Here is a 23,928-nt window from a genome sequence, read left to right on the forward strand (position 1 = left end):
AGTTATGGCGGGCAACCATGACTATGTAGCTCTTGATTGGGTTAAGGGCGAAATCGACAGTACACTTAAGCAAGCGCAGTTAGCGCTTGAGGACTACGTCAACAACACTGAAGACAGCGCCAAATTACGCTTTTGTCTGAACTACATACATCAGGTTCATGGAACTCTGCAGATGGTCGAGTTCTATGGCGCCGCCTTATTGGCGGAAGAAATGGAGAAACTGGCGCAAGCAGTTCTGCAGGAAACCGTTCCGCACCCCGATGAAGCTATCGAAGTGCTGATGCGGGCGATTCTGCAACTGCCAAACTATCTCAACCGCCTGCAGTCCAGCCGGCGCGATCTCCCCGTTATTCTGCTGCCGATTCTGAATGATCTGCGCGCTTCGCGTGGCGAATCACTGCTTTCCGACACCTCTTTATTCACCCCTGACCTTTCCATGGCCCGCATCGCCGCGCCACCAGGAGTGAATCAGCGCCTGCACGACGACAAAGTCATCATGCAGTTGCGTAAGCTGCGGCAAATGTATCAGTTCGCCCTCGCCGGAGTGATCCGTGAAAGCGAACTGCCGGCTAACTTCAGCTATATGGGCAAGGTGTTCAAACGTCTTGAGTCCCTCTGTCGCGATACCGCCCAAGGGCAGATCTGGCGAGTCGCCCATGCTTTCATCGAAGCATTAGTGAATAACGGCATCGAACTGTCTTCCGCAATCAAGAATCTGCTGCGCGCACTGGATTACCGCATCAAGAAAGTCATTGATGAAAACATCGACATTCTGGTGCAGGCGCCGCCTGAAGATTTACTGAAGCACTTGCTTTACTACGTCGCCCGTTCCGACGCCCGCACTCCCGCCATAGAAGGCGTGCGTGAAGATTACCGCCTGGATCAGGCTCTCCCCAGCGACGAAGAAGTGGACATTGAGCGTCAGAAAATGTCCGGCCCGGACAAAGGCGCGATTGAATCTGTGGTGGAAGCGCTTAACGAAGAGCTGGCTCGAGTTAAAGACCAACTGGACCTGTTCGTCCGAGGCGAATTCAAAGACAGCAGCGACCTGGCGGAACTGTTGCCGGGGCTGCATCAAGTCGCCAACACCATGGCGGTTCTGGGTCTGGGCATTCCCCGGAAAGTGGTGCAAGAGCAGATCGACTTAATTGAAGCTCTCTCTTCCAGCACGGATACACCGGACGACAATGTCTTGATGGATATCGCCGGCGCCCTTCTCTATGTCGAAGCCACTCTTAGCGGCTTCAGCGACGACGCGGGTTCCCAGCGCTCCAGCAGCGGCGATAACGCCGGCGGCGCAGCAATTCCCAAAGAGCAGGTCGACAACGCCCACGAAGCCGTCATCCGTGAAGCCCGCAACGGTCTGGAGCAGGCGAAGACCGATATTGTCGAGTACATCGCCTCTCACTGGGATCGCTCCGAAATCGAAAGCGTGCCGAAGCTGCTGCAGAGCATTCGCGGCGGGCTGCGCATTATTCCGTTGGAACGCGCCGCCGACTTGTTGGACGCCTCCGCGCGCTATATTCAGGACCGGTTGCTTGACAGCGATCAGTCCCCTGACTGGAACCAGCTGGATACGTTGGCCGACGCCATCACCAGTATTGAGTATTACCTGGAGCGCCTGAGCGAAGGCAGCCAGGACAATGAGCTGATTCTGCAGGTCGCGGAAGAAAGCTTGGCGCAACTGGGTTATCCAGTGGGCGACGCCGTCGCCGTGGCCCCACAAACCGTGGCGGGAACTGCGCCGGCGATATCTACGCCGCCCGAGTCATCCCGCGACAAAGCCTCCGACAAAGAACTTATCGACGACGAAATCGTCGAAATCTTCGTCGAAGAAGCAGAAGAAGTTCTTGCGACCATTCATAACTATTTCCCCAACTTCCAGAGCAACCCTGACGATCAGGCTGCGCTGGCGGAAATTCGTCGCGCATTCCATACCCTTAAAGGCAGCGGCCGTTTGGTCGGCGCCACCACGCTGGGCGAGTTGGCGTGGAGTGTGGAGAACATGCTTAACCGTGTGATCGACGGCTCCATTACCGCCACGCTGGAAATGTTCGAACTGCTGGAAGGCGTTATCAACAAGCTGCCTGAGCTGATTGAGCGCTTTAAGACTGGTCAGGAAATCAACGATGTAGATCAGTTCGTCGCCAAAGCCGAAGCACTGGCGGCGGCCCGTCGCCTCTCCCGCGAGAAAGGCGCCGCTTCTGATATCGACCTGTCCGTACCTAAGGAAGAGCCCGCTCCTGCCCCAATTGAAGAGCCTGTAGCGGCTTCCGAACAGAAAGCGCCTGTCCTTGAAGAAACGCCTGAGCCCATAGAGCCTCCGTCTATCCCCGAGCCTGTCGCTGAAACCGTTGTGGTTCCAGAACTGGAGGAAGAAGACGAAGATGACATGATCGATGACGAGATCATCGAGATTTTCGTTGAAGAGGCGGCGGAAGTACTGGACACCATTGGTCAGTACCTGCCCTCTTATCTGGCCAGTTACGACAATCAGGAAGCGTTGATTGAAGTACGCCGCGCCTTCCACACCTTGAAAGGCAGCGGTCGCCTGGTCGGCGCTACGCTCGTAGGCGAGTTGGCCTGGTCCATTGAAAATCTGCTGAACCGTATCATCGACGGCACTATTTTCATGAGCCAGGATATTGGCGAGCTGATGCAGGCCGTGACCAAGATCCTTCCTGACCTTGTCGAAGACTTCAAACTGCGCCGTAAGCCCAGCCATAATACGCAGCCGTATATGGATCAGGCTCACGCCATCGCCAAGGGTGAGATTCCCAAGCCATTGAAGCTCGATCAGGACGCTTCCGCCACAGCGGCGGGCGAGCCGACCCTGGACATAGATCCTGCTCTAAAAGACATTTTCAAGGCGGAAACAGAAAGCCACCTTGAGACGCTGGCGACGTTCATCGCCAAAGCCGCCGCGAATAGCGAGCCTACGCCGATTACGGACGAAATCTCCCGCGCCATGCATACGCTCAAAGGCAGCGCCAATACCGCTGGTATTGAGCCTATCGCTACCGTCGTGGTGCCGCTTGAGAAGTTTGTAAAAGAAGCCCGCGCTCGCGGCGTCAGCGTAGACAGCGATATTCGCGAACTGTTGCAGGAAGGCGCAAGTTTTGTGCGTCGCGGCCTGGATCAAATTGAAAGCACGCCGCTGAAGCCGCTGGACGGCGCCAACGAATACCTGGAGAAGCTGGCTACTGTCAGCAATCGCATCCTGACTAACGCTGCTCAAAGCGACGTATTGCAGGCCACCAGCAAACCCGATCCACAACTGATCAATCTGTTCTTGACGGAAGGCGTGGATATTCTGCTGGACGCCGAGCGCATCCTGAACGAATGGAGTCAGAACCCGAACTCCAAAGAAGATCTGCACAAGCTGGTCACTGAGCTGACCACATTATCCCGCGGCGCAGAAGTGGCCGGTCTGGAAGATGTCGCAGAACTTTCCCGTGCGCTGGAAACCGCCTACGAACTGGCGGAAGCCGGCGGCGCCAACACGGACGATCGTTTCTTCACTATCGCGAAGCGCGGGCACGACGTGCTGATCAGCATGATGGATCAGGTTGCTGCGGGTCTCGCCACTCAGCCTGACGCCTCTCTGATCCAAGAGCTCTATGCTCTCGCCAAGCCAGTCGAGTCAGCGCCTGCTGATAACGTTCCTCCCGTCGAGGAAGTCGCCGAAGAAGAGAGCATAGAACTACCAGTCGTCCACTCAGCCGATGACGATATTCCTCTTTTGGACGACGTAATCATCGAAGAGGCGGAAGAAGACGAACTCGCCGAAGATATTAATTTTGATATCGGTTTACCGGAAGAGCCAGAGGTGATTGAACCTTCTGCAAGCTTCATGGAGGAGATCGAAGAAACGCCTGCGCCTGTCGCTTCCGGCGGCGTAGTGTACGAACTGGACCCAGAGCTGGCGGATGTGTTCCTGCAAGAAGCTCAGGACATCATTCAATCCTCCGCGGATGTGATGCAGCAGTGGTCGCAGGATCTTCATAACATGGCGTTAGTTCAGCAACTACAACGCGATCTGCACACCTTGAAAGGCGGCGCCAGACTGGCGGGCATTCCTCCTATCGGCGACCTCTCCCATGAACTGGAAAGCCTGTTCGAAGGCATCGTAGAACAGCGGGTCACGCCGGATGAAGAAGCCAGCAACTTGTCTTTGCTGGCGCACGACACCTTGGCGGGCATGGTCGATTCCGTCACCGCCACGCGCACCTGTAATGACGCTCAGGATCTGATTGACGCCCTGCATGCTTACCTGTCCGGCGAGCGTTCTTCTGAGGACGATGAGGATGAAGGCGACGAGGTTTCCTACGACGAAACCAGTCTGCCGACGATGGATTTGAGCGAAGAAGAAGAGATCCCTGTTCTTGAGGAAGTCGCTCCCCTTGATCCAGAAATGGTCGAAATCTTCCTGGAGGAAGCCCAGGACATTATCCAGCGCACCGGCGAGACTATGCACAACTGGTCTGAAGAGCTGGGCAATCTGGAATATTTAAAAGAACTACAGCGTGATCTGCATACGCTGAAAGGCGGCGCCAGAATGGCGGAGATCAAGTCCATCGGCGACTTGGCTCACGAGCTGGAAACGCTGTTTGAAAGAATGACCGAAGGCCGTCTGGCGCCGGAACCAGCCATGGTTGGCCTGGTGATGGAGTGTCACGACCGTCTGGCGGGTATGGTGGACGCCGTCGCTCAGAACCAAGTGGCTTCCCCTGCTCGCGATTTGATTGGCCGCGTTCACGACATGGCGCAAGGCGCCGGTCATCACTACGCGGATGGCGAAGACGACTATATTGTCGACGCGCATCCAGAAGTGGAAGCCGCTGTTGAAACGACGCCTGAGTCTCAAGTCGATGAGATGGCGGAAGGGCTGCAAGACCTTGCGGACGTCGAAGAAATCACTGCAGAGCCTGCGCCGGTTGAAGAAGCGCCTATCGAGAATCCAGTTTACGACATCAGTGATCTGGATCAGGAGCTGGTCTCCATATTCCTGGAAGAAGCCAATGAATTGGTGGACTCCACCGCCCGCAACCTGCAAAGCTGGTTGGGCGAGCTCGAAAATATCGAGCATGTGAAGGAACTGCAACGCGCGCTGCATACGTTGAAAGGCGGCGCACGCATGGCGGAAATCAAGCCTATCGGCGATTTGGCTCACGAACTGGAAACATTGTTCGAGGGCATTGTCGAAGGTCGTTTCCTGGCGGAGCCGTCACTGTCTGATTTGATGCTGGCCTGCCATGACCGCCTGGCGGAAATGGTGGATAGCGTCACCAGCAACAGCCCGGTGCGTGCGGCGAACGATCTCGCCCAGCAAGTCATTAAGTACTGCGCGCAACATGATCTGGCTGCGAAAGGCCCTCATGATCGCGGAGACACCATTGCGGAAATCGAGCGCGAACAACAGTCTCTGCAGGCATCCGCTCAGGAAACCAGCGACGAAGACCTGCGCAGCATCTTCCTGGACGAATCCAGGGACATCATGGACGCAGTAATTGACTGCTTCGATCGCTGGAAAGCCAATCCGGATAACATTACGCCGGCGAAAGAGCTGGTTCGGGATCTGCAAACCCTGAACGGCGGCGCCAAGCTGGCGAATATCGACAGCGTGCATGCTCTCACTGAAGCGCTGACCGAGCGCATGGAGAGCGTCGTCGACGGCAAGCATCAGGTCCCTGACGAACTGATCACGCTGGTGGACCGTTCCATCCGTTACATCGGCCGTCTATTGGATCAGATTGAGCAGCTGGAGCAACCGGAAGTTCCCAACGAGTTGATTCGCGAACTGAAAGAAGTCGGCAGCGGCGATGAATTACCAGCCTCTGAGTTCGCGTTGGATGTCGACCCGGAAATCCTGCAAGTCTTCGTAGAAGAAGCGAATGAACTGCAGGCGAGCCTGGAGCGTGAGTTCAACGACTGGACCCGCGAGCCCCGCAACAGCGTGCATGCGGACTCCATGTCCCGCGCCCTGCACACGCTGAAAGGCGGCGCGCGTCTCGCTACCCTGACTAACATCGGCGACCTGGCGCAGGAAATCGAGTCCATCGTTAAAGAAGCTTATGACCATAAGCATGAGCTGGACGACGCCCTGCGCAGCGAGATCGAAATTCTGTTCAATCGCCTGAAAAGCGAAATCGGACAGGTTAAAAACTATTACAGCAGTCAGCAGGAAGCCGAGGCGGAAGCAACCGCGGCGGAAGCGCAGAAAAGCGAACAAGAAATTCTGGCTGAGCGCATGGTGCAGATGCAGCGTGAGCAAGCCGTTCCTGCTGTCAGAAAGGAAGAACCGGCCAAAACCGAGATGCAGCCCGCACAACCTGCGGCGCAACGTCAGGCAGCCGCAGAAACCGTCAGGGTCTCCGCCAACCTGCTCGATAACTTGGTTAACCTCGCAGGTGAAACCAGTATTACCCGTGGTCTGCTTGAACAGCAGATCAGTGACTTCACCTACACTTTGGAAGAAATGCAGTCAACCATCGACCGTCTGCGCGAACAGTTGCGCCGGATGGATATGGAGACGGAAGCTCAGGTTCTGTTCCGCATGGAAAAAGAGAGCGGCGTCAAGTACGAAGACTTTGACCCGCTGGAAATGGACCGCTACTCCTCTATTCAGCAGTTGTCGCGAGCGTTAAGCGAGTCCTCTTCGGACTTGACCGACCTTCGTGAAACCATGATGGATAAGGCCCGTGACGCGGAAACCCTGCTGCTGCAACAATCCCGTATCAATACGGAGCTGCAGGAAGGGTTGATGAAGACCCGCATGGTTCCGTTCACCTCGATCGTTCCCAGGCTGCGCCGTATCATTCGGCAAGTAAGCTCCGAACTTGGCAAGAAAGCCGATTTCGAAGTGTACAACCCGGAAGGCGAGCTGGACCGTACCGTATTGGAACGCATGCTGGCGCCATTGGAGCACATGCTGCGTAACGCGATCGACCACGGGGTGGAAATGCCCGAGCAACGCCGCTCCAAAGGCAAATCGGAAACCGGACGCATTGAGCTGTCGGTAGGCCGTGAAGGCGGCGACGTTGTACTGATTCTTTCCGACGACGGCGCCGGCATCAACGTCGACGCAGTCAGACGTAAAGCCATCAAGAGCGGTTTGATCGACGAAGGCACGCACATTAGCGATCACGATATGCTGCAGTTTATCTTCCAGGCAGGCTTCAGCACCGCGGAAAAAGTCACCCAGATTTCCGGACGCGGCGTAGGTATGGACGTTGTGGCCAGCGAGATCAAACAGCTTGGCGGACGCGTCACCATTGACTCCAAGCCCGGACACGGCACGCGCTTTATCGTCCACCTGCCATTCACAGTTTCCGTGAACCGGGCGCTGATGGTGAACACTGGCGAGGACTATTACGCGATTCCGTTGAACACGATTGAAGGTATCGTGCGCGTCAGCACTTATGAGTTGGAAGAGTACTACAAACCCAACGCGCCGCTGTACGAGTACGCAGGCCAAAAATATCGCCTGCAGTACCTGGGCAACCTGTTGAAGAGCGAACACCATCCGAAACTGCAAGGCCAACCCCTGCCCTTGCCGGTCATTCTGGTGCGCGGCGGCGGCGATCAGCCTCTGGCTCTGCAGGTGGACAGCCTGATGGGCTCCCGCGAGATTGTTGTAAAAGGTCTCGGCACCCAGTTCTCCTCAGTACGCGGCGTCTCCGGCGCCACCATTCTGGGGGATGGCAGCGTGGTCGTGATTCTTGACTTGCCTGCGCTTATCCGCAGCGATATGACTCACTTCGGCCCCAGCATTACACCGACGCTCAAACCAGCGGCGGAGCCTGCGCGCGCAGCATCCGGCCCGACTACCGTTATGGTGGTGGACGACTCGGTTACAGTACGGAAGGTTACTTCCCGCCTGCTGGAACGGAACGGTATGGAAGTCATTACCGCGAAGGACGGTGTGGACGCGATCGCGCTATTGCAGGATCACAAACCGGACGTCATGCTGCTGGATATAGAGATGCCGCGTATGGACGGATTCGAGGTGGCGAGTCTGGTGCGTCACGACGAGCGCCTGAAAGATGTGCCGATCATTATGATCACCTCGCGTACCGGACAGAAACACCGCGAGCGTGCGCTTTCAATCGGCGTTAACGAATATCTCGGTAAACCCTTCCAGGAAAAAATTCTGCTTGAGACGATAGAACGACTAGTGGAATAACTGGATGTCAGTGCAGGCTGCAAAAGTTGGCATTATTTCAGACTGCCCTTTACAGCGGCATATCATGCAAAGCGCGGTGGAAGGATACGGTTTCTCGGTGATCGCCAGCTGTGATCCTTCCCGGCTGAGCACGGCGCTCCTTGAGCGCCACGCCGCTGCAGAGGTGTGGATCGTCATACTGGCCGACGAAGACCGTTGGGCGGACGCCATTGATACGCTGATTGATCATAGCGAAGCCCCCGTCTTGTTTGGATTAGGGGAAGCGCCCAATAAGCACAGCCTCGATTACGCCAAATGGGAGCGGCGCCTGTTCACCAAATTGGTGGAATTGCTGGGCGAACCGCCCACGCTTACCCAGGCCAGCGCCTCATTAACTGCACTGGAAGCCTCACCAGGCGGCCCTTCCGCACTGCCGTTGCCCCATCATATCCGGCCCGGCGGCGTTAACGATCCTGTGGAAAGGGTATGGATTCTGGGCGCATCCTTAGGCGGCCCGGCGGCGGTAAAGAGTTTTCTCGACTGCTTACCTTCAGGCCTGCCCGTGGCCTTCGTTTACGCTCAGCATATCGACCAGAACGCCGCTAATGTACTGGTGCGGGTGTTAGGCCGTCACTCGGCTTTCGACCTGAAAGAAGTACAGGACGGCGCGCGTCTGCATTACGGCGAAGTGGTAATCATGCCTGTCGACCACGAAGTGGTGTTCAGCGCGGAGGGGACGATGGAGGTCAGAGAAAACGCCTGGCCAGGCCCTTATGGGCCGTCCATTGATCAGGTTATGTTGAATGTTGGCGGCTATTATAGCGGCCGTTGTAATGCAATTATTTTTAGCGGCATGGGTAACGACGGCTCTCTCGCCGGCCCCCTGTTGCGTGCTTATGGAAGCCGTATCTGGTCTCAGACTTCGGACACCTGCGCCAATAGCTCAATGCCGGACTCCGTCGCCGCAACGGGGTGCGTGGAGTTTCGCGGCGCACCGCATCAGTTGGCGGAAAAGTTACTGAAAACCGTAGAGCTTGAGGAGCTGGCGAAGCGCAAGCGCGGCCTGGCCTGACGTTCCCTAACCCGGTCTGTTAAGCTAGACTCAGACTGAAGCTCTATCGGCTTGGACCTGCGGCTGGTCCAGAGATGATATTCGCGCCCGCCGTGAGACAGGCGCCGGTAAGACAAACGATTTCGAGGATAGATTCATGGTGGAGCAAACCTCCGGACAGATCTCCTGTTTACTGATTCCCGTACAGGGAAAGAACTTGCTATTACCCAACGCCAGCATCGCTGAAATCGTTGACTATCAGGCGCCGGAGCCCGTTGAAGACGGTGCGGACTGGTTTCTGGGCTACATTCGCTGGCGCGGCCTGCGTCTGCCTCTGGTGTCTTATGACAAGGCCAACAAATCCGCCACAGGCGCGCAATCCGCCCATACCCGGATCGCTGTCACCAACACGATTGGCGACAAACACAAACTACTGCCATTTATGGCGTTCGTGACCCAGGGTCTGCCTCGTTTGATGAAGGTGCGGAGCGAGGAAGTCAGCGCCCATGAAAAAGCCGAGCTGGGCCCTATGGATAAAATGATGGTGAAGGTTAGCGGCGAAGAGGCCATTATTCCCTCTCTGGAACAAATGGAGCTGCTCGCGCTACAGGCGGTTTCCGCACGCTGATCGATTTACCGGGGCGCTCATGCGCCCCAGTCGTTCGTATATCAAAGCTCAGCTTTCCTTATCTGAAAGATAGTGCCTCCGCCCCCAGCCTTTCAATTCATCCAGTTTCCGCAATCGATCCGCCATGTCGTTCAGTGTTGCGCTGATCGCCGCCTCCCCTTTCAACATCGCTGGCAGCTTATAAGTAAATAATCCCCAGAAGCGCTTCATTTCCGGCACATCCGGCATCAGCTCTCCTTTTTCAGCGGATACAAATGTGTGACGGATCAAAGGATCGGCGGAAAGCTCTTTCATTAGCTGAACATTGGCTACCGCGCCCAAGGGCTTGTCTGTATTCACTTTCTTTAGCCCCTCATAAGTCAGCAGATAGTCTTCCAGAAAGCGCTGGGCGGCTTCTTTGTTTCTTCCCGCGGAATTAATTCCCGCAGCCAGAACGCCAACAAAAGGACGCCCTGGGTGCTCCACCGTCAGCCCGGGAATGTAGTCCACACCAAAGTTGACTCCCGCATCGCGGATCTCACGCCACGACCAGGGACCATTGATGATCATCGCCACCTCGCTTTTCTTGAAACCACTCATCATCGAACCATAATCTGCAGTCTTTTCCAGTACGCCCTGATCCAGCAATTGCTTGATTGCTTGCACAGCGTCAACTGAACCGCGACTGTCAAAGCCGACGTCCGCCAGATTGTATACGCCATCTGCCTTGCCAAAGCTGTAGCCGCCAGCGCCAGCGATAAAAGGCCAACTGAAGTAAGTATTCTTATAGTCCCACTCAATGGCTTTTTTACCTTGCTTACGCAGGTCGCGATCCAGCGCTATGACATCCTGTAGCGTACGAGGCGGCGTTTTCACCAGCGCCTTGTTATAGATCAGACTCACCGCTTCTATGGCGATGGGAAAGCCGTATATATCATCGCCAACCGTCAGCGCCCGCCAAGTGAAAGGCGCTACGCTGTCGCGCATCTTTTGAGAGGGAGTAACCGGCTCCAGAAAGCCGTCATTGATCCAGGGACCAAAACGCTCATGGGCCCATATGACAATATCCGGACCTTGCGCCGTAGGGGCGAGGCGGTCGAATTGAACGGTGAGATCGTCCGGCGTCTCCACCTTCACTTTCATGCCAGTGGCGGCGGTGAATGCGGCGCCGGCTTCGGCGACGCCTTTTGAGCCTTTGTCGGCTCCTATCCAGACAATGAGAGAGTCTTTTTCAAACGCGCAGGCGAAAGCGCTGACCAAGCATAACGCCAGTGTGAAAAGGTTCTTTAGCGCTGACATTCTTATTTTACCTCTGAAGTCTCACGGGGTTCGAAGTCTCGACCCGAGGACTCAGCGCGACCTTCCTGGCAATCCGGCATGCGCCGGTTTCATTCCGCCCTGATTTATTTTTGTAATGCAGATGTCGACAAGCGCCTGCCAAACATCCAGCAAAGGATTATGGACCCTAACCGGCGGTTTTGCATACAAGTAACCTTATAAAAACGCGAAATTTTGCCGCTTTGGCGACCTGTTTCACGCCAGATGCCGCTATAAGCGCCGTTGACGGTTTCAGCGCAAGCTCAATTGTTATAACATTACATTTCTTACGCCTCCGCCGACAACGGCGCTAACGCCTGCATTGCAACTCTTGCGGAATCATTATGAACAGCCAACCTGACAACGCCGTGTTTCAGCAACATAATCACGCCTCCTGCATTCATGACGCGCTGATTACCGCCAAGAGACTCTGTAAAGAACGCGGTCTGAGACTGACTGACACACGTTTGCGGGTGCTGGAGCTGATCTGGCAATCTCACAAGCCCATCGGCGCCTACGACATCCTTGCTCAGTTTGGGCAGGAAGGCCGTAACTCCGCGCCGCCAACCGTATATCGGGCGCTGGAGTTCCTGCAGGAAAATGGCCTGGTGCATCGCATCGCGTCACTGAACGCCTTCATGGGCTGCGTTTGTCCCCAGGAAGGCCACCAGGGCGGCTTTTTGATTTGCAAACAGTGCAAGCGCGCCCAGGAAATTACTGAGGACGCGCTGCGCAAGCAGTTGTTGAGCCTGGCGCAGGAACAGGATTTTGAAGTGGAAAGTATGACGCTGGAAATCAGCGGCCTGTGTACTGCCTGCAGGACAGCCCAATGAACGCGCCGCCATTGATTCGCCTGCAAGACGTCACCGTCGAAATTCAGGGTCGCACGCTAATAGAGAACGTCACGTTCGATATTAATCCCGGCGAAATCATCACGGTCATCGGCCCCAATGGCGCCGGCAAGTCCACCCTGGCCAAAGCGCTCTTGGGCATACAGACGTTGAGCCGCGGGGAAGTGTTGCGCCGTCCCGGCCTGAGAATCGGGTATATGCCGCAACGCTTTCATATCGATGCTTCTTTGCCTCTTACCGTCAAACGGTTTCTACAGTTGGCGCACAACCCTCAGCGCTGGCGCGAAGCCCTGCAACGAGTGGAAATGGAGCATGTCGCCAAACAACCCATGCACACCTTATCTGGCGGCGAACTGCAACGGGTGTTGCTGGCGCGTGCGTTGCAGCGGGCGCCGGACTTATTGGTGCTGGATGAACCCGCGCAAGGAGTGGACGTTACCGGCCAGGCGGAGCTGTACCGCCTTATCCGCTCGCTTCGGGATGAACTGCACTGCGGCGCGCTGCTGGTTTCTCACGATCTGCACTTGGTGATGGCCTCTACCGATCAGGTGCTGTGCCTGAACCGGCATATCTGCTGCGCCGGACATCCAGAAAAAGTGTCCAACGAGCCCGCCTTCATTAACCTGTTCGGAACCCAGGCGGCGCGCTCGCTGGCGGTCTACCACCACCATCACGACCATCACCACCATGCCGACGGCACCGTCGCCGCAGGCAGCGAATGCTCTCACGGCGGCCAACATGCTTGATATCCTCATTCCCGCCCTGTTGGGGGGCATTGGCCTGGCTTTTATCACCGGCCCCCTGGGCTGCTTTGTAGTGTGGCGACGCATGTCCTATTTCGGCGACACCTTGTCCCACTCGGCCCTGATGGGCGTCGCTTTGGGATTAATGCTGGAGGTGAACGTCAGCCTCGCCATCACCGCCGGATGCGTATTGATGGGCCTGACGCTGGCCCTGATGCAGAGGCAAAAACACATCGCTACCGACACACTGCTGGGTATCCTGGCGCATAGCTCCTTGTCCTTGGGACTGGTGGCGCTGAGCTTTATGCGGGATCAGCAAGTGGACCTGATGAGTTACCTGTTCGGCGACCTGTTGGCGCTCAATTACCAGGATGTCATTTGGATTTTCGCCGGGGCGGTGGTCGCCATCATCATGCTCAAGCTGCTGTGGCGCTCCCTGCTGATGATGACATTGAACGAGGATCTCGCGGCAGTAGAGGGCTACAACGTACTGCGCACCCAGTTATTGTTGATGCTGATGATGTCCCTGGTCATCGCTCTCGCCATGAAAGTCGTCGGTGTACTGCTGGTGACTTCCTTGCTGATCATCCCGGCCGCTGCGGCCCGGCCTTTCAGCGATACGCCAGAAAAAATGGCGGCGCTCGCCATCGCCAGCGGCGTCTTCGCAGTCGTGGCAGGACTAAGCCTGTCCTGGTGGTGGGACACTCCCGCCGGGCCATCCGTCGTCGTCGCGGCATTCGTCCTGTTTCTAAGCAGCATGGGCGCGCATCGTCTACGCCCCGCTTGATCCAAGGCAAAAACCGGCGAACATTGCGTTTCGCCGGCCGCCTTTCACGGTTGCTTTCACTGCCTCAACTCCTTACTGTGATCATTCCACAAGCAGTCCCCGGATCCAACCAGGACGCGCTCCTGCGTTTCGCGTCGTGTTTTAACGTCTACTAAAACAAAGAGGCTAACGTGGACGACAGCTCTTTATTTGCGGAATCAAAGGCAATTGACCGCCTATTGCATGCGTTTATCGGGTACGGTACTGGCGGCAACTCTCCCGCCGCTTTCATTCAGGCATACACAGACTGGGTCAGTCACGCGGTGATGGCGCCCGGTAAGCAGGCCGAACTGGCGAAGAACATCTCCCGCAACCTGCTGCGTTATGGCGTCTATTGCTCCCGCGCCATCGCCAACCAGAACCCGGAACCGGTCATCGAACCCCTTCCTCAGGATATCCGCTTTCGCAACGAGGAATGGGGACACTTTCCCTTTAACCTGGCCTACCAATGGTTCCTGCTTTATGAACAGTGGTGGCACTACGCAACCACGGATATTCCCGGCGTGTCGCCCCGCAACGAAAATATCGTCTCGTTTTGCGCGCGCCAGTTATTGGATTTAATGTCTCCATCCAATATTCCCTGGTTGAATCCAGAGGTCATTAAGAAAACCCAGGAAACCGGCGGCAAAAATTTACTCGACGGCTTGGAGAACTGGCGCGAAGACGCCCAGCGTCTGCTCAATGGCGACCCGCCTGTCGGTTCGGAAAATTATAAGGTTGGCGAAAACCTCGCCATTACTCCGGGCAAAGTGATCTATCGCAATCGCCTGATAGAGCTGATTCAGTACTCGCCTACGACAGAGAGCACGTACAAAGAACCGGTGCTTATTGTTCCTGCGTGGATCATGAAGTACTACATTCTCGACCTGTCGCCGCATAACTCCCTGACTCGCTATCTGGTGGAGCAAGGCCATACGGTGTTTATGATTTCCTGGCTGAATCCAGATGGCAAAGATCGCAATCTCGGCATGCAGGATTATCTGCGTCTCGGCGTGATGGAGGCGCTGGACGCGATCTCCGCCATCGTTCCCGACGCCCCGCCAATGCATGGCGTCGGCTATTGTCTCGGCGGCACCCTGCTCAGCATCGCCGCCGCCGCGATGGCGAGAGATGAAGATAAACGGCTCGCCACCATCAGTCTTTTCGCTGCGCAAACAGACTTCAAAGAAGCCGGCGAACTGATGCTGTTCATCAATGAAAGTCAGCTCACCTTCCTGGAAGACCTGATGTGGGAGCAAGGCTATCTGGACGCCACGCAAATGTCCGGCGCCTTCATGATGCTGCGCTCCAAGGATCTGCTTTGGTCGCGCATCGTGCGCGAATACATGCTGGGCGAACGCAGCAGCATGAACGACCTGATGGCCTGGAACGCGGATACCACCCGCATGCCCTATCGCATGCATTCACAGTATCTGCGCAGTCTGTTTCTGAATAACGACCTCGCCGAAGGCCGTTTTGAAGTGGACGACAGTCCAATATTCTTGCGCGATATTCGCATTCCCATCTTCGCCGTCGGCGCCACCAAAGATCATGTCGCGCCCTGGAAATCCGTTTATAAAATCCGCCGCCTCACCAGTTCCGCGGAGATTACTTTTTTACTGACCAGCGGCGGCCACAACGCCGGCATCATCAGCGAACCTGGTCATCCAAGGCGCAGTTATCAAATCAACACCCGATACGGTCAGGACCGCAATTACAGTCCTGACGACTGGCTTAATATCGCAACTCGCCATGACGGCTCCTGGTGGCCGGCCTGGAGCCAGTGGCTGCGGGATCACAGCAGCACCGAGCAGACCTCCCCTCCGCCGCTTGGCGCGCCGGATTCCGATTATCCGCAACTTTGTGACGCACCGGGCACTTATGTATATCAAAGATAAAGGCTTTCAGGCTTCCGCTTGATGCGGATAATGGGGAACTCTATAGTTACCGACTGTCACGAATATGGAGTACGCTTTCAGCGGAAGTAGGTTGGTAACCGCCTGGGGGCGGCAATTATCCGGAGGATTCAATGCAGTCCCGCAATATGTACGGGTTTTTACTTTCTCTGCCATCACTCCTGGCGCTATTGGTGGGGTTGTCGCTAACGGCGGCGATGTCCTATTTTTCCAATAAGCAGCAAGAAAAAGACGCTCATGCGCGTTTTGTCCAGGAAGCGCAGTTCATTGCGCAAACGGTGCGCCGCACATTCGAACAGAATCGCGCCGCCGCGGAGTTATGGTTTACCATGTGTAGCGCTCGTCCCGAGTCGGAAGACGCGGCCACTGACGCCACACGAGTGTTTTTGCAGGGATTTCCCAACATCAGCACCATTGAGCACTTGGTTATCGCCAAATCCGCCGATGATGGCCGTCGTTTCAGCGTAACAGACATCAACAGCCTGCAATCTCTGACGCTCAACGACATCAAGCGCGTCACCGAATTGCCCGAACTTCAACCCGCCTTCGACGAAGCATGGCGCAGCGGGGAGACCATCGCTACGCCGGTGACCCGCATCAACTCCCAGAATCCCGCCTATCGCGGCGAAGTTCGTTATATCCGTCGGGTCGATGATATGCTCATCGCCATCAGCTTCGATCTGGAGCATAGTCTGAAAACCGCGGTCGCCGACTATAAACCGGAGGGCTTCACCCTATCCGTGTTTGACTTGATGCGCTACGCCAGCGACCCGCTGGTGAAACTGGTGTTACCGTCGGACGGAGAGGAGAATATAAAGAAACGCAAATCCTGGCTGTACAGCGATACGTTGGATCTGCCAGAACGGCAATGGCTGTTGCGCATTACGCCCAATCAGGCCTTCCATGATCAAACCAATAACCGTTACACCGTCACCCTGTTCATCTCCGGCGCCATCATCAGCATTCTGTTGTCATTACTGCTCGCCCGTCCCACACGGAAGAGTGGCGAGACCAATAGCGAAGCGGAAGGGTTTTAGAAGGCTAAGTCTGATGACGCCAGCTATTGCTGACTGCGATAGCTGGCGGGACTTTCCCCGGTCCAGCGCTTAAACGCGCGGCTGAAAGCACTCAGCTCGGAAAACCCCAGTAGAAAGGCGATTTCACTGAGGGAATACTTGCCTTTTTGCAAATAGTCCAAGGCTTTATCCTTACGCACCTGCTCCACTAGCTCCTGAAAGGACACGCCTTCCTGTTTCAGCTTGCGGTACAGGGTATGGCGCGACATGTTCATTTTCTCCGCCACTTTTTCCGCTTCGATATCGCCACGGGACAGGCGTTTGGCCACAATCGCCTTCACTTTGTGCGACACCGTGCGGCGCAGAGACAGCTTTTGCAGCAGCGCCTCCACCTGGCGAGTCAGCGCCTGATGCAGGTAGGGATTACGCTGGGGCAGTTCAAAGGTAAGAAAGTCTTTATTGAAGGCGAGAGAGCAACAGGGCTGGCCGAAGCTCACCGGGCATTGAAAGATGCGCTCGTATTCAGAGACATACTCAGGCTCAGGGTGGGAAAAGCCCACTTTGGTCAGGTAGATCTTCTCGCTGACAAAACGCCGCGCCCTGGTCACCGACAAGGCCAGCATTCGATCCATACCCGCACGGTGATAATACTCAGGACGTTCACAGTGGTACTCAATTACCGCATCATCGCCCTGCAGGTGAAATTCGGTACGCACGCCTTCGTTCACTAGCGCAGACAGACGCACGTACTGCTTTAAGCCCTGCTCCAGGGTGCGGTTGTTGAAGATGATGTGTCCGATCACCCCCATGCGGCGCGAATCAACCCACTCTCCGACATGCAGACCAACGGCAGGATCTTGCAAGGTTTCTTCAGCACGCGACCACAACAGATTATAAGCCGGTAATGGGACACGATAGTCCTGATCCTCCAGCATGGAGAGATCCAGCTCAGCCTCAAGCGCCAACGCATTGATATCCATCCCACGCTCAGCAAGCCAAAAGCAAAGCGCTTTAACGGTGGAACCGGCGACAGTGGGCTGATCCATATCAACTAATCTCAACCAATTAAATGGGACTGTTAATTATTATTAGCGGCCAATATAACAATCATCCACGTATGGCGGTAAGAGTCGGGGGCGTTTTTTCCGCAACAATGCAGACGCTGTAGCAATTACAGAAGAAGCCGACCATAGCTGCGCAAAGTTGCAACAGAATGTCAAAACCTTAACACAGGCAGTCAAGCCGACATTGCTTCACCTTGATAATATAGATCCCGTAAACGTGAAGCAGTAGCCATCGTTTAACTGTGTTTTCAGGCCCTAGAGAACCGACTCAGGCCACTTGACTTAGGGAGAGACAAGTATGATGTATGATGAAAATTGGAAAGTCTGTGTTCCAAATACTGACCAAGAGCAAGCAAATTTTGCAGCGTTGGATGAGTATCTCAACAGCATCTACTACTGTTGACCCTTTGGACTCCAGCCTGATGAAAGTGCACAATTCCTGCCGCGAAATTTATTTCGCGGTTTTTTTTGTCCTGAATAAAGCACGTCCCTGATTTTCCGTCTTCCCCTTCGTAACTATCGCCCCCTCTTTCCAGGCTAGTTCGCCGCCCAATCTCCTTAACTAAATTTATCTTTAGCCCTTAGTATCATTTTGCTATGTTGCTGAGCAGCAACTACTTTTAGGATTAGGGAGAAAATCATGTCGATAAGCAGATTTCTTGTACTCAGCGTTCTGGCCATGCCGGCGTTCGCTGCAGAGCAAACCAATTACGATCGCATTCAACTCTCCACAGAAGCCAAGGGCGAACTGGAGAACGACATCATGCGCGTCGTACTACACTCCCAATCACAGCAGAAAACCGCGCAGCAAGCGGCGGATGATGTAAACAAAGCCATGCGTTGGGCGCTGGATGAAGTAAAATCCGCTAAAAGCGTGAAGTATCAGACTCAGGACTACCGCACGGATCCCCGCTACAAAGAGCAAAAAATCGTAGCCTGGAACGCGGAGCAGTCTCTGAAACTAGAAAGTAAAGACATTGAAGCTCTGTCTGGTCTCATTGGCGAGCTACAAGAGCGGTTAAAGGTGCAGAACGTGGAGTTCGACGCCTCAGACGCCCTGAAAGCAGCCAAAGAAAATGAGCTGATCGGCGAAGCGCTGAAATCATTTGGCGAGCGCGCCAAACTGATTACCTCCCAGTTGGGCGCCCAGAGCTACAAAATCGTAAACATGAATATTTCAAGCAGCGGCCCTGTTTACTATGCGCGCCAAGAAATGCGCAGCTTCGGCGCAGCTAAAATGGCCGAAATGGCTACGCCAGCCGTAGCAGCAGGCACGCAAACGGTCACCATGACCGTCAACGGCGAAATCGAACTGGTGCGATAACGCCAGGCGAACTTCGGACGCCGCCGCAGCTTGAAAACAGTCAGGATGTGCAACAATGGCGGTTAAGTCCAAACCTTTTGAGTTTCTCGGCGCGCAAGTCGCGCCGGGACATCGTCAACAATTCGAGCTCCCCGTCGGACAGCTCTACACCCAGACAGACGTCTCCATTCCTGTGGAAGTGGTGCATGGCAAATCCAAAGGTCCGCGCTTGCTGATTTGCGCCGCCATACATGGCGACGAACTCAACGGCGTGGAGATCGTGCGGCGCGTATTGCACGCCACTTGGTTGAAAAATCTGAAAGGCACCCTGATCGCCGTACCCATCGTTAACGTGCTGGGCACCATTCACCGATCCCGTTACTTACCTGACCGACGCGACCTCAATCGATGCTTTCCCGGCAGTGACAAAGGCTCACTGGCTGCGCGGATGGCGCACCTGTTCACCACCTGTGTACTGCAACAGGCGGATTACGCCATCGATCTGCATACAGGAGCGATCGATCGCAGCAACCTTCCACAAATTCGAGTACACCTGGATAACCAAAAAGCGGCGGAGTTAGCGCACATGTTTGGCGTGCCCGTCATTATCGATGCGGAAATCCGCGACGGCTCCTTTCGTGGCGCCGGAGACGATCTTGGCGTGCCGATCATCACCTATGAAGCGGGGGAAGCGCTGCGCTTCGATGAAAACTGCATCGCCGCCGGCGTTCGCGGGGTGCGCAGGGTAATGGAGGAGCTGGGGATGCTCAAGATGCGCGTCAAAGGCAGAGCCAAGGCCACGCCAGTGGTAGCGCGTTCCTCTCAATGGGTGCGGGCGCCAGTGGGCGGATTCCTGCGCGCGGTGAAACCCCTGGGAAGCCGTGTAAACAAAGGGGATTTGCTGGGTTATCTGAATGGCCCCCTGGACAGCCAGGGCGAACCCATTTTATCGCCGTGCTCCGGCATCATCATTGGACGCAGTAATTTGCCGCTGGCCCATGAAGGCGAGGCGATCTTTCACATTGCGCGCTTTAATCAGGTGGACTTGGCGGAACAGGTAGTGGAGACATTCCACTCGGATATGGAGGACCATATTTCCCGCAGCGAAGCGCCCATCACCTGACAAGCGCCTGTGCGGAGGCCGCCGCGGCATGCGGCGCCCCTGTCGGCAGCGTGTTTAAAGCGCCCGACGGCTATGCACCAGCGTGAGGAACTCACTGCGGGTGGAAGGGTTGTTGCGCATAGAGCCCAACATGACGGATGAACTCATGACAGAGTTCTGCTTCTCCACGCCGCGCATCATCATGCACATGTGGCGCGCTTCGATGATCACGCCAACACCATGGGCGTTGGTGACCTTGAGGACGGCTTCGGCGATCTGTCGGGTCAAATTCTCCTGAATCTGCATACGACGCGCGAACATATCCACAATGCGCGCAAACTTCGACAAGCCCAACACCTTGCCATTCGGGATATAGGCAATGTGGCAACGCCCGATAAAGGGCAGCAAATGGTGTTCACACAGGGAGTATAATTCGATGTCCTTAACCAGAACCATTTCGTCCGTATCCGACTCGAAAATCGCCCCGTTGGTGACTTCCTCTAACGACTGGTTATAGCCGCGACACAGAAACTGCATCGCTTTGGCGGCGCGCTTAGGCGTATCGCGCAGTCCCTCACGGTTAACATCCTCGCCGAGGGATTCAATAATTGCGCTGTACTGCGCGACCAGTTTGTCTAACATGTTGGTTCCTCTACATTACCTATGGATCATTATGATCAACGGATATGACGTCCGCCATCGAGCTTGATTTCCCGCCCGGTCATATACGAGCAGTCCAGGATAAAGGCGATTGCCTGCCAGACCACGTCGGGACCGGGCTCGATCCCAAGGGCGGACTTCCTTAAGGTTTTGGTTCGGTAGTCCGGATCGTCGCCGTCATTGAACATCAATAACGACGGAGCGATAGTGTTTACCTTGATATGCGGCGCGTAACGTTTGGCGAAAGATCGGGTCATGCTTTCCATTCCCCCTTTCGCGGCGGCGTACGCAATATGGTTGTCACTTCCTTTTTCAACCACGTAATCGGAAATATGAATGATATCGGACCATGGGTTACGTCCCTGCTCCAGCAAGTCGTAACAATGCATATTCAGCAGATAAGGCGCCGTCATGTGTATCGCCACCATATCCTGCATCACCGCCCGGTAGTCCGTATCCTCACTCCGGTCGGGAGCCCATGAGGACGCGTTATGTATCAACGCCCTAAGTGGGCCCACTTCCTCCTTTAACCGTCGTATCAGCCGTTCGACGGAGCCTTGTTCCGTAAAATCCACCTGCAGACAAATCGCCCCGCGCTCGCGCAGTTCGGCGATCTCCGGCCGCTCAGAGCGATAGGTCATGGCGACCCGCTCGCCTTTTTCAAGCAACTGCTGCAGACAATGGAGCCCAACCCTTTGGGCCGCTCCGGTTATCAATATTGTTCCTTGGCTAGTCCAATTCACCACACAAACCTGTATCCAATGAATTCATGTCCAGTAGGTTGCGGCGCCGGCCGCACACCCTTTGTGTCATCCTCAAGCGTCGGCGCTCCCAGGCCAGCTTGTCGCTGCGGAATTACTCCGCTATCAGCCAATCAGCGCTGCAGGAGGCTTTTGGATCGCCGCGAAGGGCTTCGCTGAGGCGCTCCCAACCCGCCTGCAGCTGCTCATCGAGCCGCCAGGGCGGATTGACCACAAGCATACCACTTCCGTACATTCCGCGCGCCACCGGCGTTAAGATCAACTCGCTGCGCAGCGTCTTGTTTAAAGGAAGCTGGCGCATCAGCTCCAGCATTTGTTCGTGACGTCTTTCCGCCAGAACGGGATACCAGATGGCGATAACCGCATTCGACCACTTCTTGGTCAGTTTGCTCACATAGGCAGGAATACGTTGGTAGTCTTCCTTTAGCTCATAGCTGGGGTCAATCATCACCAGCCCACGCTTTTCCGGAGGGGGCGAAAACGCCATCACGCCTTCGAAGCCATCTCGTTGATGGATATGGATTTGCTTGTTTCTGCCGAATTGACGCTTTAGCTCTGCGTATTCCTTAGGATGCAGCTCGCACAAAGCCAACCGATCCGTCTCACGCAGGAAGCTAGCGGCGATAGCCGGAGAGCCGGGATAGCGGGTCAATTTTCCAGCATCGGGATTCAACGCTCTCACCGCCGCCAAATAGGCGTCGAATTCCGGCGGACAGTTTCCCTCGGCCTGCATCAACGGCAAGATACCCGCCGTCCACTCTGAGGTTTTTTGCGCTTCTGCAGAAGTCAGGTCATAGTCACCGCGACCGGCATGAGTTTCCAGATAACGCCAGGGCGTGGATTTTTTACACAACGCCTGCAGTAATAATGACAGCACCCAATGCTTGTGCGCATCGGCGAAATTGCCCGCGTGATAGACATGTTGATAGCTCAGCATAAAGGGCGCTGACTCCTTCCCCTGAAAAAGCCGCCTATTTTATGTGGTCCGGCGTTGAATGTCGCCTTTTCAGCATTATATCTGACCTATGGCAATGCCCGCCCGACCTTGGGCTGGATATTCTAACGGCAATGAGACGCAGGGTCTGTGAAGGTTGGTAAAAATCTATGGAATTCAAAGACTATTACAAGATTCTCGGCGTCGCGGAAGCAGCGTCCGCCGATGACATCAAAAAAGCGTACCGCAAGCTCGCCCGTAAGTATCATCCGGATGTCAGCAAAGAAAAGGATGCAGAGGTCAAATTCAAAGAAGTCGGCGAAGCTTATGAGGTGCTGAAAGATCCGGAAAAGCGCGCGGAGTACGATCAGCTCAAGCGCATGGGCGCCTATGGCGAAGATGGCCGTTTTCGCCCGCCGCCGGATTGGGAATCCGCATCCCACTTTAATGGTGGCGGCTTCACCGAAGCGGACGCGCGTCATTTCAGCGACTTTTTCGAGTCGATCTTCGGCCGTGGCGGTTCTGCGCACCGCACCTACAAACAAGGTCATCAACAGAGCTTCCGCATGCGCGGCGAGGACGTGCACGCCAAAATCGCATTATTTCTGGAGGAAGCCTTCCACGGCTGTGAGAAACAAGTGCAGGTGCAAGTGCCGGAAATCGATGAGTATGGGCTGGTAGGTCACCGCAGCAAATCTCTCAACGTAAAAATTCCAGCCGGCATGGGACCAGGTCAACACGTCCGCCTGCGCGGCCAGGGCGCGGCAGGCTTTGGCGGAGCTGAAAACGGCGACTTGTTTCTGGAGGTGGAGCTGGCCCCCCATCCTGTGTATTCCGTCGACGGCAAAGATATTTACCTAACCCTGCCCATATCGCCATGGGAAGCGGCGCTGGGCGCGACCGTAACAGCCCCGACGCTGAACGGCAAGGTCAATGTGAAAGTTCCCAAAGGCGCCAGCAGTGGACAAAAGCTGAGACTGAAAGGCAGAGGGTTGCCTGGCAATCCCGCTGGAGACCAGATTATCGTACTGCAGGTAACCTTGCCCAAGTCTCACAGCGTGGACGCGGAGGCGCTTTATAAGGAGCTTGCGGAAAAAGAAAAATCCTATAATCCGCGCAGCAAGTTGGGGGTGTGAAAGATGACGCGTAAAACTATCGTCAGCACGGTGGAAGTGCTAAGTCAAAGCGATACCTACACTTTGCGCGAATTGTGCGAGCGCGGCGGCGTCAACGCCGAGTTCATCATTGAGCTGGTCAGCTACGGCGTCATCGCGCCGGTGGAGGAACGTCCCGCCCATCAATGGCAGTTCGATACTCTGGCGTTGGCGCGACTAAGCCGGGCGATGCGCTTGCAGCGGGACCTGCAACTCAATCTGCCCGGACTCGCCATGTCATTGGATTTGCTGGATGAAGTCAACGAACTCAGACGCGAAGTCGCACGACTAAACCAACAACTCAACCGCCTGATGTCGGATTAAGGAAGGGGAAAACACAACGAAAAAGGCCAGCGTTCAAGCTGGCCTCTTTACTATTAATCAGGCAGACAAATAGCTTCCTTCTATTTGTCTGCAACGACAGGGCCTGCACATGTCAAGCCCTGTCTCCCGCGGCTAGCCGCCGCACAGGCGCATCCA

Annotated in this window: 17 protein-coding genes; 12 read left to right on the forward strand and 5 right to left on the reverse strand. The window is 55.5% G+C overall.

Features of this window, described 5'->3' with window-relative positions; genetic code table 11:
• Positions 1-4 precede the first annotated feature (4 nt).
• From O5O45_RS23115 to O5O45_RS23125, 3 genes are all read left to right on the forward strand, one after another.
• Positions 5-8,185, forward strand: coding sequence for a hybrid sensor histidine kinase/response regulator (locus O5O45_RS23115; protein WP_305901682.1), 8,181 nt, complete (start codon positions 5-7; stop codon positions 8,183-8,185).
• A 4-nt stretch (positions 8,186-8,189) separates the two neighbouring features.
• The gene (locus O5O45_RS23120) at positions 8,190-9,236 is read left to right on the forward strand and encodes a chemotaxis protein CheB (RefSeq protein WP_305901683.1); all 1,047 of its coding nucleotides are present in this window, start codon (positions 8,190-8,192) and stop codon (positions 9,234-9,236) included.
• Positions 9,237-9,372: 136 nt separating this feature from the next.
• Positions 9,373-9,843: a chemotaxis protein CheW gene (locus O5O45_RS23125; protein WP_305901684.1), complete on the forward strand. Its 471-nt coding sequence runs from the start codon at positions 9,373-9,375 to the stop codon at positions 9,841-9,843.
• Between the two features lie 48 nt (positions 9,844-9,891).
• Here the strand turns inward: O5O45_RS23125 and malE are convergent, their stop codons facing one another.
• On the reverse strand, positions 9,892-11,121 hold the full coding sequence (gene malE / locus O5O45_RS23130; RefSeq protein WP_305901685.1) for a maltose/maltodextrin ABC transporter substrate-binding protein MalE: 1,230 nt from the start codon (positions 11,119-11,121) through the stop codon (positions 9,892-9,894).
• A 362-nt stretch (positions 11,122-11,483) separates the two neighbouring features.
• On the opposite strand from malE, the gene O5O45_RS23135 reads away from it, so the two are divergent.
• From O5O45_RS23135 to O5O45_RS23155, 5 genes are all read left to right on the forward strand, one after another.
• On the forward strand, positions 11,484-11,972 hold the full coding sequence (locus O5O45_RS23135; protein WP_305901686.1) for a Fur family transcriptional regulator: 489 nt from the start codon (positions 11,484-11,486) through the stop codon (positions 11,970-11,972).
• Positions 11,969-12,736: a zinc ABC transporter ATP-binding protein ZnuC gene (gene znuC, locus O5O45_RS23140; RefSeq protein WP_305901687.1), complete on the forward strand. Its 768-nt coding sequence runs from the start codon at positions 11,969-11,971 to the stop codon at positions 12,734-12,736. The genes O5O45_RS23135 and znuC overlap by 4 nt, the downstream gene beginning before the upstream one ends.
• Positions 12,729-13,520, forward strand: a complete 792-nt coding sequence (gene znuB / locus O5O45_RS23145; protein ID WP_305901688.1) for a zinc ABC transporter permease subunit ZnuB — start codon at positions 12,729-12,731, stop codon at positions 13,518-13,520. Before znuC ends, znuB begins: the two co-directional genes overlap by 8 nt.
• A gap of 170 nt (positions 13,521-13,690) precedes the next feature.
• Positions 13,691-15,436 carry a PHA/PHB synthase family protein gene (locus O5O45_RS23150; protein WP_305901689.1) on the forward strand — a complete coding sequence of 582 codons (1,746 nt, stop codon included), beginning with the start codon at positions 13,691-13,693 and terminating at the stop codon, positions 15,434-15,436.
• Between the two features lie 131 nt (positions 15,437-15,567).
• Positions 15,568-16,491: a hypothetical protein gene (locus tag O5O45_RS23155; protein WP_305901690.1), complete on the forward strand. Its 924-nt coding sequence runs from the start codon at positions 15,568-15,570 to the stop codon at positions 16,489-16,491.
• 23 nt (positions 16,492-16,514) lie between these two features.
• On the opposite strand, the gene O5O45_RS23160 is transcribed toward O5O45_RS23155, so the two are convergent.
• The gene (locus O5O45_RS23160) at positions 16,515-17,516 is read right to left on the reverse strand and encodes an AraC family transcriptional regulator (RefSeq protein ID WP_305901691.1); all 1,002 of its coding nucleotides are present in this window, start codon (positions 17,514-17,516) and stop codon (positions 16,515-16,517) included.
• Between the two features lie 658 nt (positions 17,517-18,174).
• Here O5O45_RS23160 and O5O45_RS23165 point away from each other — a divergent pair.
• Together O5O45_RS23165 and O5O45_RS23170 are read left to right on the forward strand one after the other, a co-directional pair.
• Positions 18,175-18,858, forward strand: a complete 684-nt coding sequence (locus O5O45_RS23165; protein ID WP_305901692.1) for an SIMPL domain-containing protein — start codon at positions 18,175-18,177, stop codon at positions 18,856-18,858.
• Positions 18,859-18,913: 55 nt separating this feature from the next.
• A complete protein-coding gene (locus O5O45_RS23170) occupies positions 18,914-19,960 on the forward strand; it encodes a succinylglutamate desuccinylase/aspartoacylase family protein (RefSeq protein WP_305901693.1) in 1,047 nt (348 codons plus the stop codon).
• A 54-nt stretch (positions 19,961-20,014) separates the two neighbouring features.
• On the opposite strand, the gene folE is transcribed toward O5O45_RS23170, so the two are convergent.
• The 3 genes from folE to O5O45_RS23185 form a co-directional block, all read right to left on the reverse strand.
• Positions 20,015-20,581: a GTP cyclohydrolase I FolE gene (gene folE, locus O5O45_RS23175; RefSeq protein WP_216738893.1), complete on the reverse strand. Its 567-nt coding sequence runs from the start codon at positions 20,579-20,581 to the stop codon at positions 20,015-20,017.
• A 35-nt stretch (positions 20,582-20,616) separates the two neighbouring features.
• Positions 20,617-21,345, reverse strand: coding sequence for a dihydromonapterin reductase (folM, locus tag O5O45_RS23180; RefSeq protein ID WP_305901694.1), 729 nt, complete (start codon positions 21,343-21,345; stop codon positions 20,617-20,619).
• A 109-nt stretch (positions 21,346-21,454) separates the two neighbouring features.
• The gene (locus O5O45_RS23185; RefSeq protein ID WP_305901695.1) at positions 21,455-22,297 is read right to left on the reverse strand and encodes a 23S rRNA (adenine(2030)-N(6))-methyltransferase RlmJ; all 843 of its coding nucleotides are present in this window, start codon (positions 22,295-22,297) and stop codon (positions 21,455-21,457) included.
• 167 nt (positions 22,298-22,464) lie between these two features.
• On the opposite strand from O5O45_RS23185, the gene O5O45_RS23190 reads away from it, so the two are divergent.
• Both O5O45_RS23190 and O5O45_RS23195 read left to right on the forward strand, forming a co-directional pair.
• Entirely contained in the window at positions 22,465-23,430 is a 966-nt protein-coding gene (locus tag O5O45_RS23190) for a DnaJ C-terminal domain-containing protein (RefSeq protein ID WP_305901696.1), read from the forward strand.
• A 3-nt stretch (positions 23,431-23,433) separates the two neighbouring features.
• A complete protein-coding gene (locus O5O45_RS23195) occupies positions 23,434-23,772 on the forward strand; it encodes a chaperone modulator CbpM (RefSeq protein ID WP_305901697.1) in 339 nt (112 codons plus the stop codon).
• Positions 23,773-23,928 lie beyond the last annotated feature (156 nt).

Source organism: Hahella sp. HNIBRBA332 (genome assembly GCF_030719035.1).
GTDB lineage: Bacteria > Pseudomonadota > Gammaproteobacteria > Pseudomonadales > Oleiphilaceae > Hahella.